This window comes from Thermobifida alba (genome assembly GCF_023208015.1).
Classification (GTDB): Bacteria; Actinomycetota; Actinomycetes; order Streptosporangiales; family Streptosporangiaceae; genus Thermobifida; species Thermobifida alba.
In genome coordinates this window covers 4580256-4599433 of record NZ_CP051627.1, presented here as the reverse complement: position 1 = coordinate 4599433, position 19178 = coordinate 4580256, and the positions used below count along the sequence as shown (strand labels likewise).

Annotated in this window: 16 protein-coding genes; 5 read left to right on the top strand and 11 right to left on the bottom strand. The window is 73.5% G+C overall.

The annotated features are described in order from the left end of the window. Positions 1 to 138: 138 nt before the first annotated feature. The 5 genes from FOF52_RS20590 to moeZ all read right to left on the bottom strand — a co-directional run bounded on the left by FOF52_RS20590 (position 139) and on the right by moeZ (position 8879). A complete protein-coding gene (locus FOF52_RS20590; protein WP_248591542.1) occupies positions 139 to 3462 on the bottom strand; it encodes an ATP-dependent helicase in 3324 nt (1107 codons plus the stop codon). 150 nt (positions 3463 to 3612) lie between these two features. Next, a complete protein-coding gene (locus FOF52_RS20585) occupies positions 3613 to 6753 on the bottom strand; it encodes an ATP-dependent helicase (protein ID WP_248591541.1) in 3141 nt (1046 codons plus the stop codon). A gap of 69 nt (positions 6754 to 6822) precedes the next feature. Then, complete coding sequence (locus FOF52_RS20580; protein ID WP_248591540.1) at positions 6823 to 7140, bottom strand: MGMT family protein; 318 nt, start codon at positions 7138 to 7140, stop codon at positions 6823 to 6825. A 47-nt stretch (positions 7141 to 7187) separates the two neighbouring features. Further along, the gene (locus tag FOF52_RS20575) at positions 7188 to 7592 is read right to left on the bottom strand and encodes an SPW repeat protein (RefSeq protein WP_248591539.1); all 405 of its coding nucleotides are present in this window, start codon (positions 7590 to 7592) and stop codon (positions 7188 to 7190) included. A 126-nt stretch (positions 7593 to 7718) separates the two neighbouring features. Further along, complete coding sequence (gene moeZ / locus FOF52_RS20570) at positions 7719 to 8879, bottom strand: adenylyltransferase/sulfurtransferase MoeZ (RefSeq protein ID WP_248591538.1); 1161 nt, start codon at positions 8877 to 8879, stop codon at positions 7719 to 7721. 254 nt (positions 8880 to 9133) lie between these two features. Between moeZ and FOF52_RS20565 the strand changes: the two genes are divergently transcribed. From FOF52_RS20565 to FOF52_RS20555, 3 genes are all read left to right on the top strand, one after another. After that, positions 9134 to 9358: a hypothetical protein gene (locus tag FOF52_RS20565; protein ID WP_248591537.1), complete on the top strand. Its 225-nt coding sequence runs from the start codon at positions 9134 to 9136 to the stop codon at positions 9356 to 9358. Between the two features lie 167 nt (positions 9359 to 9525). Beyond that, a complete protein-coding gene (locus FOF52_RS20560) occupies positions 9526 to 10146 on the top strand; it encodes a TetR/AcrR family transcriptional regulator (protein WP_248591536.1) in 621 nt (206 codons plus the stop codon). Positions 10147 to 10310: 164 nt separating this feature from the next. Continuing rightward, positions 10311 to 11126, top strand: a complete 816-nt coding sequence (locus FOF52_RS20555; RefSeq protein ID WP_248591535.1) for a mechanosensitive ion channel family protein — start codon at positions 10311 to 10313, stop codon at positions 11124 to 11126. Between the two features lie 86 nt (positions 11127 to 11212). Here FOF52_RS20555 and FOF52_RS20550 read toward each other — a convergent pair whose 3' ends face one another. Next, a complete protein-coding gene (locus tag FOF52_RS20550; protein WP_248591534.1) occupies positions 11213 to 11455 on the bottom strand; it encodes a hypothetical protein in 243 nt (80 codons plus the stop codon). Between the two features lie 287 nt (positions 11456 to 11742). After that, positions 11743 to 12447 (bottom strand): ferritin-like fold-containing protein, encoded by a 705-nt coding sequence (locus FOF52_RS20545; protein WP_248591533.1) that lies wholly within the window; start codon positions 12445 to 12447, stop codon positions 11743 to 11745. Between the two features lie 534 nt (positions 12448 to 12981). Between FOF52_RS20545 and FOF52_RS20540 the strand changes: the two genes are divergently transcribed. Together FOF52_RS20540 and FOF52_RS20535 are read left to right on the top strand one after the other, a co-directional pair. Further along, complete coding sequence (locus FOF52_RS20540; RefSeq protein WP_248591532.1) at positions 12982 to 14499, top strand: DEAD/DEAH box helicase; 1518 nt, start codon at positions 12982 to 12984, stop codon at positions 14497 to 14499. A gap of 108 nt (positions 14500 to 14607) precedes the next feature. After that, positions 14608 to 15480: an alpha/beta fold hydrolase gene (locus FOF52_RS20535; RefSeq protein WP_248591531.1), complete on the top strand. Its 873-nt coding sequence runs from the start codon at positions 14608 to 14610 to the stop codon at positions 15478 to 15480. Positions 15481 to 15545: 65 nt separating this feature from the next. Here FOF52_RS20535 and FOF52_RS20530 read toward each other — a convergent pair whose 3' ends face one another. The 4 genes from FOF52_RS20530 to FOF52_RS20515 form a co-directional block, all read right to left on the bottom strand. Next, positions 15546 to 16385: an MBL fold metallo-hydrolase gene (locus FOF52_RS20530; protein WP_248591530.1), complete on the bottom strand. Its 840-nt coding sequence runs from the start codon at positions 16383 to 16385 to the stop codon at positions 15546 to 15548. A gap of 196 nt (positions 16386 to 16581) precedes the next feature. Beyond that, a complete protein-coding gene (locus tag FOF52_RS20525; RefSeq protein WP_248591529.1) occupies positions 16582 to 17442 on the bottom strand; it encodes a PHP domain-containing protein in 861 nt (286 codons plus the stop codon). Between the two features lie 26 nt (positions 17443 to 17468). After that, entirely contained in the window at positions 17469 to 18125 is a 657-nt protein-coding gene (locus tag FOF52_RS20520) for a DUF6758 family protein (RefSeq protein ID WP_248591528.1), read from the bottom strand. A gap of 46 nt (positions 18126 to 18171) precedes the next feature. Next, entirely contained in the window at positions 18172 to 19128 is a 957-nt protein-coding gene (locus FOF52_RS20515) for a CPBP family intramembrane glutamic endopeptidase (protein ID WP_248591527.1), read from the bottom strand. Between the last annotated feature and the right edge of the window lie 50 nt (positions 19129 to 19178).

Genomic DNA, 19178 nt, shown 5'->3' with positions numbered 1-19178 from the left:
AGGCAAGGCTCACCTCAAAAAAGCAGGGCTTTCCCTGTCCGGTCGTGCCGGCGGGATTCTCGCGCGGCGTCGGGGACGCCCGGTCGGCTTCGGAACCGGGCCGCCGCGCCCCGGTCGGCGGGGCGGGACCGGAGGCCCTCAGCCGTCCGCCGGCCCGTCCCCGTCCCCCGGTCCCGCTCCGGGTTCGGGGACCGCGTTGATGAGCGCGGCCAGGCCCGCGGCGTCCAACAGGTCCGCGGGGCGGACCGTCTCGTCGTGGCGGACGTAGTGGAAGGCGGCGCGCACCCGGTCCAGGGGCACGTCGGCGATCCGGGCCCAGGCCACCCGGTAGGCGGCCAGTTGCACGGCCACCGCGCGGCGCTCCCGGGCCGTGGTGGGCGGCTGCCCGGTCTTCCAGTCCACCACGTCGTAGACGTCGTTCTCCGGGTCGTGGAAGACCGCGTCCATCCGGCCCCGCACCAGCCGGTCGCCGATGCCGGTCTCGAAGGAGACCTCCACGTCCAGCGGGGTGCGGTCGGCCCACTCGCTCTGCTCGAAACGGCGCTGCAACTCCTCCAGCTCGGTGTCGACGTCCACGGGGCCGTCGGCGGCGCCGGGCAGTTCGTCGGGGTCGACCAGGCTCTGCTGGCCGAAGCGCCGTTCCAGCCAGGTGTGGAAGGCGGTGCCCCGGCGGGTGTGCGGCGCCGGCGGCCGCGGCAGCGGACGGCGGATCTGCCGGGCCAGCGCGGCGGGGTCGCGGGCCAGCGACACCAGCGCGGACACGGTCAGGTGGGCGGGCAGCTCCACCTCGACGGCCCGCCCGTCGTGCGGCTCGGCGGCGCGGTGGCGCAGCAGCAGCTCCACGTCGCGCGCCCAGTCGCGGATCCGGCGGCGCGCCGCCGGCCGCAGCACGGCGCGGTCCAGCAGGCCCAACTCCCGTTCCCAGGCCCCGTTCCGGTAGCGCGTCACCAGGTCGGCGGCCCGTGCGGCGGCGTCGCGGCGGGTGTCCCCGTCCGACGGCCAGACCACGGGGGCGTCCTCGACCAGTTCGGGGTTGTGCTCGTCGTCGCCGGGCGGGTCGGTCCACAGTGCGACGCGGCCCGCGCCCGCCTCGCACACCTCCCGCACCTCCTCCAGGAAGACCGAGGGGCCGCGTCTGCGCTGGGCCTGCCGCCCCCACCAGTGCCCGGTGCACAGCAGCGCGAACGCGGCGCGGGTCACCGCCACGTAGGCGAGGCGGCGCTGCTCCATCAGCTCGCGGTCGCGTTCGGCCGCGGTGAAGCGCTTGAGGTCCTCGGCGGTCACGTCCGGCAGGTCGGGCAGGCCCGCCCGGTCGCCGCGCAGCGCGAACGGCAGTTCCGCGGCCTTGCCGGTCCAGCTCTTCACGGTTCTGGCGACCCCGGGGAACTGGCCCTGGCTGAGCCCGGGCACGACCACCACCGGCCACTGCAGCCCCTTGGCGGCGTGCACCGTCATGAGTTTGACGGTGTCGCTGGAACCGATCCGCTCGCCGGGGGCCAGGCCGTGCTCGGTGTCCTCGGCGGAGTCCAGGTAGGCGAGGAACGCGTGCAGGGTGGGCGCGTCGGTGGAGCCGGAGAAGCGCACCGCGGCGTCCACGAACGCGTCCAGGTCGGCGCGGGCGGCGGCCTGGTCCCGGCCGGGCCGTGCGCCCACCTCCACGTCGAGGCCGAGGACCCGCTCCACCTCGGTGATCAGGTCGGGCAGCGGTTGGGCGACCTGGCCGCGCAGCGTCCGCAGCTCCTCGGCGAGGGCGCGCAGCCGCCGGTAGCCCGCCTCGGAGTAGCGTTCGGCGGGGCCGAGGTCGTCGAGCGCGTCGACGAGGCTTCCCGTCTCGGCGGTCAGGTCCAGCACGGTCCGCCGCAGCGGGTCGGCCTCCTCCTCGGCCTCCTGCGCGGCCGGGCCGCGCAGGTCGCGGCGGGCCTCCCGGGCCAGCTCCACGGCGCGCTTGTTGAGCGCGACCAGGTCGCGCGGCCCCAGCCGCCAGCGCGGCCCGGTGAGCAGCCGGGCGAGTTCGTGCCCGGCGGTGGGGTCGTGCAGCACCCGCAGGGTGGCGACGATGTCGCGCACCTCGGGCACCTCGATGAGCCCGCCCAGCCCGACGACCTCGACGGGGATGCCGCGCTCCTCCAGCGCGTGGCGGATCACGGGGAACTGGGAGCGTTTGCGGCACAGCACCGCGACGTCGCCGTAGCCGAGCGGCCCCCGGGCCTCCTGTTCGGGCCAGGGCAGGCCGTCGGGCGCGGTGTGCCGGTCCGCCGACTCCCGCAGCGCCAGGTCGATCTGCTCGGCGATCCAGGCGGCCTCCTCGGTCTCGGTGCGCAGCAGGGCGCAGGTGACCCGGCCCCGGCCGACGCGCGCCGGCCCCGGGTAGAGCACGGGGACGTCCTCGGCCTCGGCGCGCAGCGGCTCGGCGATGCGCTTGGCGACCTCCAGCACCCGTTCGCCGTTGCGGAAGCTGGTGGACAGCTGGCGGACCGCCGCGGGCCTGCCGGGCCGCTCCGGGAAGTGGGTGGGGAAGCTGACCAGGTTGCCCGCGCTGGCGCCGCGCCAGCCGTAGATGGACTGGCAGGGGTCGCCGACCGCGGTGACCGGGTGGCCGTCTCCGAACAGCGACCGCAGCAGCACGAGCTGGGCGTGGCTGGTGTCCTGGTACTCGTCGAGCAGCACCACCTGGTAGCGGCCGCGTTCGATCAGGCCGACCTCGGGGTGGCGCTGCGCGATGCGGGCGGCCAGCGCGATCTGGTCGTCGTAGTCCATCACCTCGCGGTCCGCCTTGAGCTGGGCGAACCGCTCCAGCAGCGGGAGCAGCTGCTCGCGGTGGTTCTGGGTGGCGAGCAGGTCGCGGACGGGGGCGGGGATCTTCTTCAGGCCCGCGGCGCGCGAACGCAGCCAGGAGCCGAACTCGCGCACGTCGTCGGGGGTGCGCAGGTGTTCGGCGAGTTCCCCGGCCAGGGCGAGGACGTCGCGGACCACGGTGGAGGGGGCGGAGGTGACCGCGTCCATCGGCCCGTCGTAGGTGCTGACCACGCGGTGGGCGAGCTGCCAGGCCACGGCCGGGGAGACCAGGCGGGTGTTCGGTTCCACGGCCTCGCGCAGCGCGTGGTCGCCGACCAGGCGGATGGCGTAGGAGTGGTAGGTGGCGACGGTGGGTTCGCCGTCGAGCACCTCGTCGGGCACCGCGCCCGCGCCGCGCAGCTGGTCGAGCCGTTTGCGGACGCGTTCGGCGAGTTCGGCGGCGGCCTTGCGGGTGAAGGTGAGGCCGAGCACGTGCTCGGGGCGCACGTGCCCGTTGGCGACCAGCCACACCACCCGGGCGGCCATGGTCTCGCTCTTGCCGGAGCCGGCCCCGGCCACCACCAGCCCGGGACGCAGCGGTGCGGCGATGACGGCGGCCTGCTCCGGGGTGGGTTCGGGCAACCCGAGCAGCCGCGCGAGCTGCGCGGGTCCGTAGACGTCGGTCATGGGGGGTCCTGCCCTGTCTGCTGTGCTGACCCGGGCATTCTCGCAGACCACTCCCCGGCGGGCACCGGTCGGCGGTGATCAGGGCCCCGGAGCCGGGAACGCCGCCGGTTCCGGTTCCAGGGCCGTGACCACTGTCCTTCGGGGCCCGCGTCACTCCACGCGGTCGCCCTCGCTCTGGGCCGGGCAGCTGGCGCGGACCGAGCAGTGGCGGCACGAGGGGCCGGCCGTCGCCCGGAACCGCGCCCCCGCCATGCCGGAGGCCACCTCGCGGACCAGCCGCTTCGACCAGTCCGGGTCCGGGTCCTCGGCCAGTGCGGGCTGCGCCTGCTCCTTCGCGGTCCGGCGCCCGTCGCCGATCTGCACCAGGGCCGCGCCGCCCGAATCGGTCAGGCCGTAGTGCTCGAACGCCGACATCAGCACCGCCAGCTGGTAGACGCCGAGCTGCGGGTGGCGGCCGATCTCCCGGTCCGGCACCGCCGTCCCGGTCTTGATGTCGACGACGACGCCGCGCCCCTGGTCGTCGCGTTCCAGCCGGTCCACCCGGCCCACGATCTCGATGCCGTCGACCTCGACCCGGAACCCCTCCTCGGTGGCGACCAGCTCCCGGGGGTTCTCCTTCTGCCAGCCCAGGAACCGCCGCAGCATCTCCTCGGCCCGCTCCCGCTGCTTCTCCGCGTACCAGGGGCCGCCGAAGTCCAGGTCCGACCAGATCTGGTCCATGCGCCGCAGGATCTCCGGCAGGCCGGCGTCCTCGGCGGCCAGCACCGTCAGGGCGTGCACGATGCTGCCCAGCCCGGAGGAGGTGTGCGGTTTCTGCGCGCCCGCCGCCGTCTCCAGCATCCACCGCAGCTCGCAGGCGCCGAACTTCTCCACCTGGGACGGGGAGACGCGGATCTGCTCGCCGTCGAGCACCAGCGGGGAGTCGTCGGACAGTTCGGTGAGGGCGTACCACTCGGCGGGATCGGCCCCCCGCACCCCCTCGTCGGCCAGCCGGGCCAGGTGGGCGGCCGCGGCACGGCGCACCGGCGCCTCGCTGCGCGGGTCGAGCAGGGCCGAGCGCAGGTCGGCGACCAGTGCGGGCAGCGACAGCCACCGCCGTCCCGGCGCCAGCCGTTCGGGGTCGCCGAGGCCGAGCTCGGCGAGGAAGCGGGAGGGCCGCTCCTCGGTGTCCTCGCCGCCGACCGCGGTGACCACCAGTTCCCGCCGGGCCCGGGTGAGCGCGACGTAGAACAGCCGCCGCTCCTCGTCCAGCAGCTTGGACACCACCGCGGCCGGGGAGGTCTCGGCGAACCCGGAGACCGTGTCCAGCAGGTGCTCGACACCCAGCAGGGAGCCGCGCAGCCGCAGGTCCGGCCAGTCGCCCTCCTGCACCCCGGCCACCACGACCAGGTCCCACTCCAGTCCCTTGGAGCGGTGCGCGGTGAGGATGCGCACCGCCTCGCCCTGGGGGGCGTGCTCGGCGAGCGTGTCGCCGGGGATCTCCTGGGCCTCCAGGTCCTCCAGGAACCCCTCCGGGGTGCCGGGCGGCAGCCGGTCGCAGTAGCGCGCGGCGTTCTCGAACAGCGCCACCACCGAGTCCAGCTCCCGGTCCGCGGCCGCACCGCGCCGCCCGCCCGCCTGGCTGGCCCGCAGCAGCCGGTCGGCCAGCCCCGAGTGGTGCCACATCCGCCACAGCACCTCCTCGGCGGAGGCGCCCTCGGCCGTGCTGTCGCGGACCAGGCGCAGCAGGGTGGCGACACGGTCGGCGGGCGCCCGCACCTCGGGGTCGACCATCACCAGGTCGCGGGGGTCGCGGAGGATCTCGGCGAGCAGGGCCGCGGCGGGGCGGTTGCCTCCGGCGTCCAGTTCCAGCCGCCGCAGCGCCCGGCCGAGCCGACGCAGCCTGATGCCGTCGGCCTCCCCGAACGCGCTGGTCAGCAGTTCGCGGGCGGCGTTCTCGTCGAGGCTGTCGGGGTGCAGCGCGCAGCGCAGGAGCAGCAGCATGGACCGCACCAGCGGTTCGGCGGCCAGCGGCAGTTCGTCGCCGCTGACGACCACCGGGACGTCGGCGGCGATCAGGGCGCGGCGCAGCACCGGCACCTGCCGTGTGGCCGAACGTACCAGCACCGCCATACGCGACCACGGCACGCCGTCGATGAGGTGGGCGCGGCGCAGGATGTCGGCGATGACGGCGGCCTCCTGGGCGGGGCTCTCTGCGAGCAGCACCCTGGCCCGGCCCGGTTCGGCGTCCTCGACGGGGACGAGCCGGCGGTGGGCGTTGACCCCCTCCCCCTCGGGGCCGGGCACGGCGGGCAGCCGCTGGGCGAGGCTGCGGGAGGCTTCCAGCAGTGCGGGGCCGCTGCGGCGGCAGGTGCGCAGCGCCACCACGGGGGCGGGGTCGCCCGCCGCGGTGCGGAACCGGTCCGGGAAGTCCAGGATGTTGCGCACGTCGGCGCCCCGGAAGCCGTAGACGGACTGGTCGGGGTCGCCCACCGCGACCAGGTCGCGCCCGTCCCCGGCCAGCGCGCGCAGCAGCTCCTCCTGGGCGGGGTCGGTGTCCTGGTACTCGTCGACGAACACGATCTGCCGCGCGGCGCGCTCCCGCGCCTGCACCTCGGGGTCGTTGAGCAGGTTGGCGGCGATGCGGACCAGTTCGGCGTAGTTGAAGGTGGGCACCGGGGCGACGTCGAACCGCCCGGTGTAGCGCTCCAGGAAGCTCCCGGCGGCGATCCAGTCCGCCCGCGCGTGGCGGCGTCCGAGCTCCCGGATGTCGTCGGCGCCCAGTCCGCGTTCCTGGGCGCGCATGAGGAAGTCGCGCAGCTCCTCGGCGAAGCCGCGGGTGTGCAGCATGGGACGGAGCCGTTCGGGCCACTCGGCGGCGCCGTCGGCGAGTTCGCCCCGCAGGAGTTCGCGGACCTCCATCAGCTGTTCGGGGCCGGACAGCAGGCGGGGCGCCTGGTCGCCCGCGAGCTGGAACTCGCGGCGGATCAGGGCGTAGGCGTAGCTGTGGAAGGTCAGGGCGAGCGGTTCGCGGGTGGTGCGCCGCAGCCGCGCGGTGATGCGCTGCCGCAGTTCCTGGGCCGCCTTGCGGCTGAAGGTGAGCACGAGCACGCGCGAGGGGTCCACGCCCCGGCGGTCGACGCGGTCGACGACCGCCTCGACGATCGTGGTGGTCTTCCCGGTTCCCGGTCCGGCGAGCACGAGCAGCGGACCGCCCCGGTGGTCGACCACCCGGCGCTGGTCGTCGTCGAGGTCCGGGGCGGGTGCGGCGCGCTGGGCCCGGCGTACGAGGCGGTACGGGGGGGTGTTCACCCGACCTAGTTCACCAGACGGCGACGACAACCGCGTCGTGTCCCCGTCCCACCCGGGAGTCGGGCGGGTTCAGGGCCTGCCGTCCCAGCGGGCCCGGCCCAGGTCGACCCGGGTCCGGTCGGCGAGCAGCGGGGTGTCCTCCGCCGTGTAGCGCCGCAGCGCCCGCTCGGGGCGGCTGGAGGGCGGGGTGCCGTCCGCGAACACCACCCGCCACCAGGGCGCGTCCGCTCCCCAGGCGGCCATGACCGCCCCCACCGAGCGGGCGCTGCCCGCGCCGAGGTACTCGGCGACGTCGCCGTAGGTCATGACCTTCCCCGCCGGGATGGTCCGGACGAATTCGAGGACCCGCTCCGCGTACTCGCTGGGACAACCGTCGGATCGTGGCATGCCGCACACTGTAGTGCGGGCCGCCGACGGAAACGGGCGCCGAATCCTCAGACCGGGGCGACCGGGGAGTGCGCCGTCGGCGAGCGTGTCCACGACCCGTCGGGGCCGTGCGGTTCCTGGGTGCGGCGGGCCCTGCGGCTCGGCGGCAGCCCCACCACTCCCATGACCGCGATGACGGCTCCGGTGATCCAGGCGGTCCACGCTCCGACGGGCTTCCCGGCGAAGCCGATCAGCCAGGGAGTGAGGAACACCAGGACGCCCAGCGCCGCCAGGAGCGCCTCGCCGAGGACCAGTCCCGGCCGGGTGAGGCAGATCGTCGCGGTGAACACCGTGGCCAGGCCGAGCAGGAACAGCGCGACCATGGCCGGTCCGAACATGCCGTGCCAGATCCAGCTGAGGGCCGTCGCGATCCCCGCCGCCAGGGCCGCCCAGTCGCTCCAACGTCCGCCCATCGTGCACCTCCCGGTCCGTACTCCCGTCGTCGACGGCAGCTACCCGGATCGGCGCGGAACTCACGTCGGCGGACACGAGCACGTGGGGCCGCCGCGGTGTGCGGCGGCCCCACGCCACGGCCGGTGTCAGTACCGGGGCAGGCTCGGGTCGACGGTCTCGATCCAGGACAGCACGCCGCCGCCGACGTGCACGGCGTCGGCGAAGCCCGCGTTCTTGACCGCGGCCAGGGCCTCGGCCGAGCGGCCGCCGGACTTGCAGTGCAGGATGATCTGCTTGTCCTGGGGCAGCTTGGCGAACGCCTCACCGGTGAGGAACTCGCCCTTGGGGATGAGGACCGCGCCCGGGATGTTGACGATCTCGTACTCGTTCTTCTCCCGGACGTCGACGAGGAAGAAGTCCTCGCCCTTGTCCATCTTCTCCTTGAGTTCCTTGGCGGTGATGGTGGAGCCCATCGCGGCCTGCTGGGCCTCCTCGGGGATCGTCCCGCAGAACGCCTCGTAGTCGATCAGCTCGGTGATCGGCTCGGCGTTGGGGTCCTTGCGGATCTTGACGGTCCGCCAGGTCATCTCCAGGGCGTCGTAGATCAGCAGGCGGCCGACCAGCGGATCGCCGATGCCGGTGATCAGCTTGATCGCCTCGTTGGCCATGACCGACCCGATCGCGGCGCACAGCACCCCCAGGACGCCGCCCTCGGCGCAGGAGGGGACCATTCCGGGCGGCGGCGGCTCGGGGTACAGGTCGCGGTAGTTGGGTCCGTGCTCGTTCCAGAACACGCTGACCTGGCCGTCGAAGCGGTAGATCGACCCCCACACGTACGGCTTGTTCAGCAGCACGGCGGCGTCGTTGACCAGGTAGCGGGTGGCGAAGTTGTCCGTTCCGTCCAGGATCAGGTCGTAGCCCGCGAAGATCTCCAGGGCGTTGCCGGAGTCCAGGCGCTCCTGGTGCAGGGCGACCTTGACGTACGGGTTGATCTCCTCGATGCTCTCCCGGGCGGACTCGGCCTTGGGCTTGCCGAGGTCGCTCTGGCCGTGGATGACCTGGCGTTGCAGGTTGGACTCGTCCACGACGTCGAAGTCGATGATGCCCAGGGTGCCCACGCCGGCGGCGGCCAGGTACAGCAGCGTGGGGGAGCCGAGCCCGCCCGCCCCCACGACCAGGACCTTGGCGTTCTTCAGACGCTTCTGACCGTCCATGCCGACGTCGGGGATGATCAGGTGGCGTGAGTACCGTTGCACCTCGTCAACGGTCAGCTCGTCGGCTGGTTCGACCAGCGGCGGCAGCGACACAACAGCTCCTCAAACGATCGGTGACGCGGCGTGCCCACGGCGGGCGCGGACCTTCACCGCCTCGCACGCTACGGGCTTGCTCATTATCCCAACCCACGGGGTGGGGTTTATCATTCCCGGGTGGGGATACGGGAACGGAAGCGTTACCCGCCTGACTGTTTCCCCGCAGGTCACCACCGATTCGTGGTACCCCGCCGGCCCACGGGGCGGCGGGGCGGCAGCGATGTCGACCAGCGCCCACCACGGGAGGCCCCATGCCGGATGAAGCGGAGCGTCCCCGCGTCGCACCGAACGTCCCCGACGACGAACACCCCCTCGAAGCGCCTGAGGCCGACGTCGTGGACCAGCGGACCGCCGACGACGAGGAAGAGTCCTTCGACCTCGCCGCGGAACTGGAGAGGGGGTGGGAGGTCCCCGAGGCCGACGCGGTCGAACAGGCGTTGGAGGTCCCCGAGGACGAGGACGACTACTACCGCTGAGCGGTGAGCCGGATTCCCGTCCGCGACCTGGGCAGACCGGCCCAGCTCATTACGGCCGAGTAAGATGGCCCGGTACGCACTCTGGCCGCCGGCGGGCTTCGGGCCCGTCGGGACGGCCAGACCAGGACGCGGCGCACGGCGCCGCGAACAGTTCGGAGGGTGTGGCGGTGACGGCTCCTTCAGAAGCCCGCCCACGGGGAAACCGGCTCCCCCGGGTGGCCCGGCGACGGCAACTGCTCGCCGCGGCCCAGCAGGTCTTCGTGGAACGGGGATACCACGCCGCGGCGATGGACGAGATCGCCGAACGCGCCGGGGTCTCCAAACCCGTGCTGTACCAGCACTTCCCCGGGAAGCTGGAACTCTACCTGGCGCTGCTGGAGCAGCACTCCGAGGCCCTGGTCGAAAAGCAGCGTGCTGCGCTGCAGTCCACCGACGACAACCGTCAGCGGGTCGTCGCGAGCTTCCAGGCGTACTTCGACTTCGTCTCCGGCGAGGGCGAGGCGTTCCGCCTGGTCTTCGAGTCCGACCTGCGCAACCTCCCGGCGGTGCGGGAGAAGACCGAACAGACCACGCTCCGCTGCGCGGAACTCATCGGCGAGGTCATCCGGCAGGACACCAGCGTCTCCGACGAGGAGGCGCACCTGCTCAGCATCGGCCTGGTCGGCATGGCCGAGACCAGCGCACGCTACTGGCTGAGCAGCGGCACCATCCCCAAGGACGCCGCCGAGCAGCTCATCGCCCGCCTGGCCTGGCGCGGCATCAGCGGGTGGGACCTCACCCGCAGCTGACCCCGCTCCCCGCTCCTCCCCACGGCCCGATGGTTCACCGCCTGTTTCCCGGGTAGCCGCCGGACGACAGGCGTTCTCCCGGTTCGGTCGGGCACGACGGCACGCCGTCGGGAGACTTCCCGGCTGCCGCCGACCGGCGGAACCGCTTCGGGGGAGGAGATGAGATGTTCACACCACTGGCCGTGACCGACCTCGGGCAGGGCGTCGGCAATGTCTGGGGGACCGTGGTGTCCTTCATCCCCAGGCTCGCCGTCTTCCTCGTCGTCCTGATCCTGGGCTGGCTGATCGCCAAACTCGTCGGCCGCCTGGTCGCCAAGGGCCTGGCCCGGGTCGGCCTCGACCGGGCCCTGGAGCGCGGCGGGCTGGGCAGCTACTTCCAGCGCAGCCGGTTCAGCGCCAGCGACCTGGCGGGGAAGTTCGTCTACTACGCGGGTGTGCTGATCGTCCTGCAGTTGGCGTTCAGCGCGTTCGGCCCCACCAACCCGATCACCCAGCTGCTCAACAACGTGGTCGCGTGGCTGCCGCGGCTCGCCGTGGCGCTGATCATCGTGGTGGTGGCGGCGCTGATCGCGCGGGCGGTCCGCGACCTCGCCGCGGACGCGCTCGGCGGTCTCGGCTACGGCAGGCTGCTGGCCAACACCGCGGGTGTGTTCATCCTCGGTCTCGGCGTCATCGCCGCACTGAACCAGATCGGCGTGGCCACCACGGTGACCCTGCCGGTGCTCATCGCGGTGCTGGCCGCGGTGGTGGGCATCCTCGTCGTCGGGGTCGGCGGCGGTCTGATCCGCCCGATGCAGCAGCGCTGGGCCGACTGGCTGGACCGCGCCGAGAACGAGACGCAGCGCCTCCGCCAGCAGGGCGGCGGCCGGGTCGGTGAGACGGTGGCCGCCCCGCGGCAGGAGACGGCGCCGACCGAGCGGGTCGCGCCTCCTCGGCGGAGCGAGTCCGGTACGTACCAACGCCGCCACGAGCGCCGCTGAGCCGGGACACGCTCCGCCCGACGCCGTCGCGACGGCGTCGGGCGGAGCCTTCGGGCACGGTCCGCGCCCCCGGCGGGGCGGGATGGTCAGAGCAGGTCGTCCCCGGCGAGTTCCTCGCGGGCCAGGCGGTCGATACGCCGGAAGAAGAGGACGACACCGGCGAACAGCAGCAGGAAGCACAGCCAGAAGGCCAGGCTGCCGGGCCCCGTGGCGACCATGATGACCAACGCGATCACCGCCTGCAGACCGTAGATGGAGAAGTCGACGCGATCCCGGTGGATCAGGACTCCGATCGGTGGACGCGCTGCTCCGTGCCGACCGCTCCCCATTCGTTTTTCCTTTCTCGCGGCGCGCTGGTGGCCGCCTCTCGGTCGTCGGGCTGGAAGTCCCAGCCTGTCGCGGCGGAGTTCACCTCTGGTCCGCGCCGTCCCGTCCCCCTCCCACGGGCCGGTAGGAAGGCGCGGCCGTGTGCGGACAGGGCTTAGCGTACGCCTACCGCGGGAGACTTTGTCGCCACTTCACAGATCGCCACGGTGACATTCGCGGCACGAACCGCAGAACCTCCCCGGCGGGGCCCCGTTCCCCGGCCGGTCGACCGACCGCTCCGGAAGGCCCGTCAGCCCGCCAGGCCCATCGCCTGCAGCCGGGAGTTGTGCGCGTCGGTGAGCCTCGCGAAGATCCGGCTGACCGCGGCCAGGTCCCCGTTGCGCCCCGTCTCGCCCGACTCCCCCTCGGCCAGCAGCTCGGCGAGCCGGGGGCGGTCGACGGCCACCCGCTGCGCCTGGCTGAGGGCCTCACCGACCAGGCGGCGCGCCCACAGCGCGAGCCGTCCGGCCAGCGTGGGGTCGTCGGTCACCGCCTGCTTGACCTTGGCCGCGATGAACTCGGCCCGCCCCTCCTCGGAGAGCACTCCGGCGACCAGTTCCCGGGTCTCCTCGTCGGTCAGCTCGGCGATCTGCCGGTAGAAGTCCGCCGCGATCCCGTCCCCGATGTACGCCTTGACCAGGCTCTCCACCCAGGTCTGCGGGGTGGTGCGGGCGTGCCAGGCGTCCAGGGGGGCGACGAACGGCCGCATCGCGTCCTCGGGATCCACCCCCAGCTCCACGAGCCTGCGCCGCAGCAGCTGGTGGTGGGCCTGCTCGGTGGCCGCGAACGCCGCGAGCTCGGCCTTGTCCTCCAGGGTGGGCGCGAGTTCGGCGTCGGAGGCCAGCCGGAAGAACGAGACCAGCTCGGCATAGGCCAGCAGTCCCAGCAGGTCGATCACGCCGCGCTCGGCGGGGGCGGCGGCCCGGCTGGGGTCGGGAGCGGCTGCGGAACTCATGTCCCTCAGCCTAGCGCCCCCGCCGGCGGCCTCCCTCCGGCTGCCGGGGCCCGGGACTATTCGAGTGTCCTTCCGCGTTCTCCTCCACAGGTGGACAAGGCACGGAAGTCGCGTTCTATCCAGCATTGATCACGCAGGCTAGACTCGTAGCCGTGGTCGGCGCCCGCCGGTCGCACGTCAAGCGCCCCGTCGCAGCCGGTCGCCCCGCTACGGAGGCCCGCGCAGTGATGATGCACCGACCTGTTCGGCAGCGGCTCTGTGCCCCGGTGCGAGCGCACAGAACCGCGGCAGGGAAGAGGACGCCGCTTCCCCCGGCGGCAGCCGCTTCCGCCGAGGGCGGCAGCACACCGTGGACAGACAACGACAAGCGGACGGCCCGGGACCGGTCGCGTACCACACCCGACGGCCCCGCCCAGGAGCACCGCGGCGCCGCGCGGACTCCCAGATCCGACGAACCGCGCCGACCCGCCGCGACCACGGCGTGTCCGCCGCCGAACCCGTCCGCCCGATCCGCCGCGTACGCGGCCCGCCCAGATGGAGGCATGGACCCTGACCACCACCGAAAACACCACAGGTAAAGAACAGACCACCTTCCGTGACCTCGGTGTCATCGACGACATCGCCGACGCCCTCGAAGCCGAGGGCATCGTCACTCCCTTTCCGATCCAGTCCCTGGCCCTGCCCCTGGCGCTGACCGGGACCGACATCATCGGCCAGGCGCGCACCGGCACCGGCAAGACCTTCGCGTTCGGCCTCCCCCTGCTCCAGCGGGTCCACGCCCGGCCCGGCTCGGCCAAGCGGCCCCGGGCCCTGGTGATCGTGCCGACCCGCGAACTCGCCATCCAGGTGGCCGCGGACCTGACCACCGCGAGCAAGCGCACCGACGCCCGGATCGTCACCGTCTACGGCGGCCGCGCCTACGAGCCGCAGATCACCGCGCTGCGCGACGGCGTGGACGTCGTCGTGGGCACCCCGGGCCGCCTGCTGGACCTGGAGAAGCAGCGCCACCTCGACCTGTCCGACGTGGCCGCGCTCGTGCTGGACGAGGCCGACAAGATGCTCGACCTGGGCTTCCTGCCCGACATCGAGCGCATCCTCGCCAAGACCCCCGAGCAGCGGCAGACCATGCTCTTCTCGGCGACGATGCCGAGCGAGATCGTGGCCCTGTCCCGCAGGTACCTGCGCCGCCCCACCCACGTGCGGGCCGAGGACGACACCGGGCAGTCCGACTCCGAGCAGGTCACCCAGCACGTCTTCCGCACCCACCCGCTGGACAAGCTGGAGATGCTCGCCCGTCTGCTCCAGGCCCGCGACCGCGGTCTGACCATGGTGTTCTGCCAGACCAAACGGGTCTGCGACCAGGTCTCCACCGCGCTGCGCGGACGCGGTTTCGCCGCCGCGGCCGTCCACGGCGACCTCGGGCAGAGCCAGCGCGAGCGGGCGCTGCGGGCGTTCCGCAACGGCAAGGTCGACGTGCTGGTCGCCACCGACGTGGCCGCCCGGGGCATCGACGTCGACGACGTGACCCACGTGGTCAACTACGAGTGCCCCGAGGATGAGAAGACCTACACGCACCGGATCGGCCGCACCGGCCGGGCCGGGCGGTCGGGCACCGCCGTCACGTTCATCGACTGGCAGGAGGTCGCCCGCTGGAAGCTGATCAACAAGGCGCTGGGGCTGCCCTTCACCAACCCGGAGGAGACCTACTCCACCTCCGCCCACTTCTTCGAGGCGCTGGGGATCCCGTCGGACGCCAAGGGCGTGCTCGCCCAGGAGCAGCGGGAACGCGCCGGCCTGGAGGCCGAGGAGGTGGAGGACATCGGCGAGACCGGACGGGCCTCCCGCGACCGGGGCGGGCGGGAACGCCCCCGGCAGCGGCGGTCCCGCAACCGCAGGCGCACCCGGCGCGGTGTGCCCACCGCGCCGTCGACCACGGAGGCCGCCGGCGAGCAGACCGCCGCGGCCGAGGGGGACGCCCCCGCCCGCCCCCGCAGGCGCACCCGACGCCGCAGCCGGGGCGGCGCCGGAACGGGCGGCGAGCAGAAGAACTGAGCCACCGGAACCGCCGGTGCACCGGGCCGGGTCCCCGCCGCCGCGCGGTGCGGCCCGGCGTGGCACGGACGCCGTCGCGCGCACCGTGTTCGTCTAGGGTGAGTGCACGTGAGCACTCCTCGGTTCCTGACCCTCCCGCCCGGGGTCCGACGTGTCGACGTCTCCACTCCGTCCGGACCGATCGCGGCTCTGGCGGCCGCTCCGGTCGTCGGGGGGTGCGAACTCCACGCGGCGGTCCTGGTCCCCGGGTTCACCGGGAGCAAGGAAGACTTCATCGCGCTGCTGCAGACGCTGGCCCAGGCGGGACGCCGGGTGTACGCGATCGACCTGCCGGGCCAGTACCAGTCGCCCGGCAGCGACCACCCGGACGCCTACTCGTGCGCGGCGCTGGGCCGGGTCGTCGCCGACGTCGTCGACGCCGTCGGCCAGGGACCGGTCCACCTGCTCGGGCACTCCTTCGGCGGCCTGGTCACCCGCGAGACCGTGCTCGCGGGCACGGCCCCGCTGCTCTCCCACACCCTGATGAGTTCGGGCCCCTCCGGGGTGGAGGGCCCCCGCCGCACCGAGGCCCAGCGGCTGATCTCCGTGCTCGGCGGCTCCCCGACCCGGGAGCTGATCAACCAGGTCTGGTGGGCGCACTTCGAGGAGCCGCAGAAGGCCCGGGGGCTTCCCGAGGAGATCCACGTGTTCCTGCGGGAGCGGATGCTCGCCAACCACCCGCTGGGACTGCTCCGCATGGCGCAGGAGGTGACCTCCGCGCCGGACCGCACCGCCGAACTGGCCGCGGTCGACCTTCCCCAGCTGGTCCTCTACGGCGAGAACGACGACGCCTGGTCGCCGGGGACCCAGTCGGAGATGGCCGAGCGGCTGGACGCGCGCCGCGTGGTCATCCCCGCCGCGGCCCACTCGCCCAACGTGGAGGCCCCCGAGGCCACCGCGGCCGCCCTCACCGACTTCTGGAACCGCGCGGAACCCCGGTGAGGTCCGCTCCGGCCGTGGCACCGGCGACGGCCGGTCGAAACCGCCGGCGCCACGGCCGTCCGGACTCACTCCCCGGCGACCCAGGCGTCGAAGTTCTGGGACTCCGCGCCGATGGTGGTCTCCTCGCCCGTGGAGGGCAGCACCCGGGTCTGCTCGGGCAGCGCCAGCAGGACCTCGCCGACGGAGGCGAGCTGGGTGGTGTAGTCCATGTAGCCGTCGCCGACCGTGCCGAGCTTCCCGGCGAGCAGGGTGTCGCCGCTGCACACCGCCTTCAGGTGGGGGAAGTAGTAGGACAGCGAGCCGGGAGCGGTGCCGGGGGTGGGCAGGATCTCCAGCTCGACGTCGCCGATGGTCAGCCTGCCGCCGCCCTCGGCCTCGATCTCGGGGGTGTGCTCCACACCGTGGACCTTGCGCCAGCGGCGCAGCTCCTTGGGGTGCACGGCGATCGGCGCCTCGTCCCGTTCGGCGACCTCCACCGCTCCGGCGATGTGCGGCCGGTAGCCGTTGGTGCAGGCCACGAGGTAGATCTCGCGGTCGCCCACCGCCTCCAGGACGGCCTTGGCGTCCTGGCCGGGGTTGACGACGACCACGCCGTCCTCGTCGATCTGGACGATCCAGGTGTTGGTGACGACCTCGTACTCCTCGCCGTCGACCTCCAGGGTCCCGGACATCTCGATCCGCTCGACGGGGAGGTCGCCGTCGGAGCCCTCGGCCGCGGACTCCGCCTCCTCGGCGGCGTCCCCGTCCTTTCCGGCCTCCGCCTGCTCACCGCCCGCGGCGTCCTCGGCCGCCCCGGCCGCACCGTCGGAGTCGGCCTCCGCGGCCTCGTCCGCCTCCTTGACGGTGGTCGCAGCGGCGTCCGCCTCGGCCTCGTCCTTCTTCTTGGCCTTCCGCTTCCAGAACACGTGCCGCCCCTTCGGTTCGCTTACGGCTCACAACTGGTGCGGGCCTATTGTGGCGGCCGGACGCCGTTCATGGGTATCCGCCGAGGTCGCGCGGGGATGCCGGGCAGGCGTCCGGGCTCGTCGCGACCCGTGTCCGACCAGTCCGGAGCCAGTATCGGATGGAATGGTTAAAAGTACTCAAGAGTCCCCGGCGGCGTCAGCCCGTGTACGGAGCGGCCCCGGTCGCCTGGGCCACCAGCGCGGCGTAGGCGTCGGGGTCGGTGGTGGAGCAGCCCAGCCGGCGGCCGGTCAGCTCGCCGTGGTCGTCGCTGGAGCCCGTGACCACCAGGCCCAGTTCCGCGGCGCGCCGCCGCCAGTGGGCCCGCTCGGCCTCGTCGTGCGAGGGGTGGTCGGCCTCGATCCCGTTGAGCCCCGCCTCGGCCATGCGTTCCACCAGTTCGTCGGGGACCGCCCTGGTCAGCTCGCCCTCGCCGCGGGCCGGGTGCGCGAGCACGCACACCCCTCCGGCCGCCCGGACCAGCCGCACCGCCCGCACCGGGTCCAGGGCGTAGCGGGTCACGTGGGCGGGCTTGCCCGACCCGATCCACCGGTCGAAGGCGTCCTGCACGTCCTCGGCCGCCCCGGCCTCGACGAGGGCCCGGGCGATGTGGGGGCGTCCGACCACGTCCCGGCCGTCCACGTCCCCGGCGATGGCGCGGACCCGGTCCCAGGTGACCGGCACCCCCAGGTCCCGCAGCCGCTCGACCATGGTCCTGGCGCGCACGACCCGGTCGTCCCGGACACGCCGCAGCTCGGCGGTCAGCTCGGGGTCGTCCGGGTCGAACAGGTAGCCCAGCAGGTGCACGCTGGAGCCCCGGTGGGCGCAGGACAGCTCGATGCCGGGGACCAGGGTGAAACCGGGCGGCAGGTGCGCGGCGGCCTCGGCGATCCCGGCCGTCGTGTCGTGGTCGGTGAGCGCCAGGACGTCGACTCCGGCGGCGACGGCGTGCTCGACGACGGCCGCGGGGGCGTCGGTGCCGTCGGAGACGGAGCTGTGGGAGTGCAGATCGATGCGCATCGCCCCGATCATAGGCCAGCGTCGTCTCAGCCGACCGGTTTGAGCGCCTCGGTCAGGAACGGGGACGGCGCCCCGAAGGGAAGGGCGGGAAAGGGGCCGACGTCGCGGGCGTCGCGCAGGTCGCGGACGGAATCGATCTCGCACATGAGAATCCCGGCGTCAGCCGGGCTGAAGACGAACCACAGCCACTGCGCCATCGCCTCCCCGACGTAGAGGGCGCGCTCCGGTCCCGTGTCGACGCTCCACAGCGGGATCTCGTGGCCGTCGTTGCGGACCTTGGCGTCCGGCGGGTCGCGGTCGAACCCCTCTCCCGGATCGGGGCCGTCGACCCGCGCGATCCGGGCGGCCAGGCCGATCCCCGGCTCCTCGGCGACGATCACCAGTTCCCCGACGCCGCCCAGCGGGGCCGGCCCGGACAGGGCGACCGCGGCGGCGAGGGTGCCGGTGCGTTCCTCACCGACGTCGGCGAAACCGGTGATGACCCAGCCGTTCGGCAGCGGCCAGGGCAGCCAGACGGGCACCCTCGCCTCGTCGAGCACGATCTCCAGGGAGGTCACGCTGGGTTCGCGTACCCCCTGCAGGGGCGTCACCGGTCCGTGCGCGTCGCACCGCCACGCGCTCGACCACAGATCGGGTTCGTGGACGGCGCGCCCACAGCGCGGGCACGAAGGAGCAGTCTTCATGGTCCTCCGGGTGCTACCCGGAGGACCAGGGAGGAAACGTGACGCCTCAGTACGGGCGGGAACCGGAGGGGACGGTGTCGGCCGGCTGGGGAGCGGGGCCGCCCGCCGTGGTGTGGCGCACCCCGTACCTGCGCCGCATCCAGACCACCACCAGGCAGAACAGTCCCACCTCGACCACGGTGGCGAGCAGTCCCTGCCAGCTTCCGCTGGTGCCCGACTGGTCGAGCTCCCCCGCGTAGGCGGCGAAGGAGAACGCCACGACGTTGTGGATCACGTGCAGCGCGATCGCCGCCTCCAGCCCGCCGGTGTACCAGGTGATCCAGGCCATGGCCAGGCCGAACACCGCGACGTCCGCCAGCGCCCAGTCGAAGTAGTCGTGCATGACGGTGAAGACCAGGCCGCTCACCAGGATCGCGGGCACCGGACCGGCGAAGACGCGGTTGACCCAGGCGGCCGGCGCGGACCTGCGGGGCCTGGACGCGTCCCCGTAGCCGCCGACCAGCTGCATGAGGAACCCGCGCAGGGCGTACTCCTCCGCGGCGGCCTGGAAGGGCACCAGCAGCACGACGACCACCATGGTCGAGACGAACAGGCCGGTCCCCACGTACTCGCCGAGCACGTCCTCGCCCGGTTCGGTGACCAGCAGCAGCGCGACGAGTCCGGCGAAGGAGAGCGTGACGCACAGCGCGGCCACCGCCGTACAGCGCAGCAGCCACCGCCAGCGCAGCCGCCCCTCCACCGAGGACAGCGAGCCGCCCCGGCGCTTCTGCACGAACCGCACCGCGAACAGCACCGCCGGGATGAGCAGGACGACCAGCAGCAGTTCGAACGCGAGGTCGGCCACGGGGTGCCCGGTCTCCGCGACGTCGGCGGGGATGCGCTGGACGGCCTTGCCCAGTTCCACCACGATCACCAGGAGGATGTTCAGCCCCAAAAACAGCGGTACCGCGCAGCCCAGGGCCAGCGGCGGCCGCCACCAGCGGTGCCGCTCGGTGCGGGCCATCCGGTGGTAGGGGACGCCCGGCGGCGGCTCGTCCGTGCGCGGCCGGGGCG

Bases quoted from the DNA above. Each gene is read 5' to 3' on its own strand.
- FOF52_RS20590 (WP_248591542.1), bottom strand. From the start codon at position 3,462: ATGACCGACGTCTACGGACCCGCGCAGCTCGCGCGGCTGCTCGGGTTG.
- FOF52_RS20580 (WP_248591540.1), bottom strand. From the start codon at position 7,140: ATGCCACGATCCGACGGTTGTCCCAGCGAGTACGCGGAGCGGGTCCTC.
- FOF52_RS20575 (WP_248591539.1), bottom strand. From the start codon at position 7,592: ATGGGCGGACGTTGGAGCGACTGGGCGGCCCTGGCGGCGGGGATCGCG.
- FOF52_RS20565 (WP_248591537.1), top strand. From the start codon at position 9,134: ATGCCGGATGAAGCGGAGCGTCCCCGCGTCGCACCGAACGTCCCCGAC.
- FOF52_RS20555 (WP_248591535.1), top strand. From the start codon at position 10,311: ATGTTCACACCACTGGCCGTGACCGACCTCGGGCAGGGCGTCGGCAAT.
- FOF52_RS20550 (WP_248591534.1), bottom strand. From the start codon at position 11,455: ATGGGGAGCGGTCGGCACGGAGCAGCGCGTCCACCGATCGGAGTCCTG.
- FOF52_RS20545 (WP_248591533.1), bottom strand. From the start codon at position 12,447: ATGAGTTCCGCAGCCGCTCCCGACCCCAGCCGGGCCGCCGCCCCCGCC.
- FOF52_RS20540 (WP_248591532.1), top strand. From the start codon at position 12,982: ATGGAGGCATGGACCCTGACCACCACCGAAAACACCACAGGTAAAGAA.
- FOF52_RS20525 (WP_248591529.1), bottom strand. From the start codon at position 17,442: ATGCGCATCGATCTGCACTCCCACAGCTCCGTCTCCGACGGCACCGAC.
- FOF52_RS20520 (WP_248591528.1), bottom strand. From the start codon at position 18,125: ATGAAGACTGCTCCTTCGTGCCCGCGCTGTGGGCGCGCCGTCCACGAA.
- FOF52_RS20515 (WP_248591527.1), bottom strand. From the start codon at position 19,128: ATGGCCCGCACCGAGCGGCACCGCTGGTGGCGGCCGCCGCTGGCCCTG.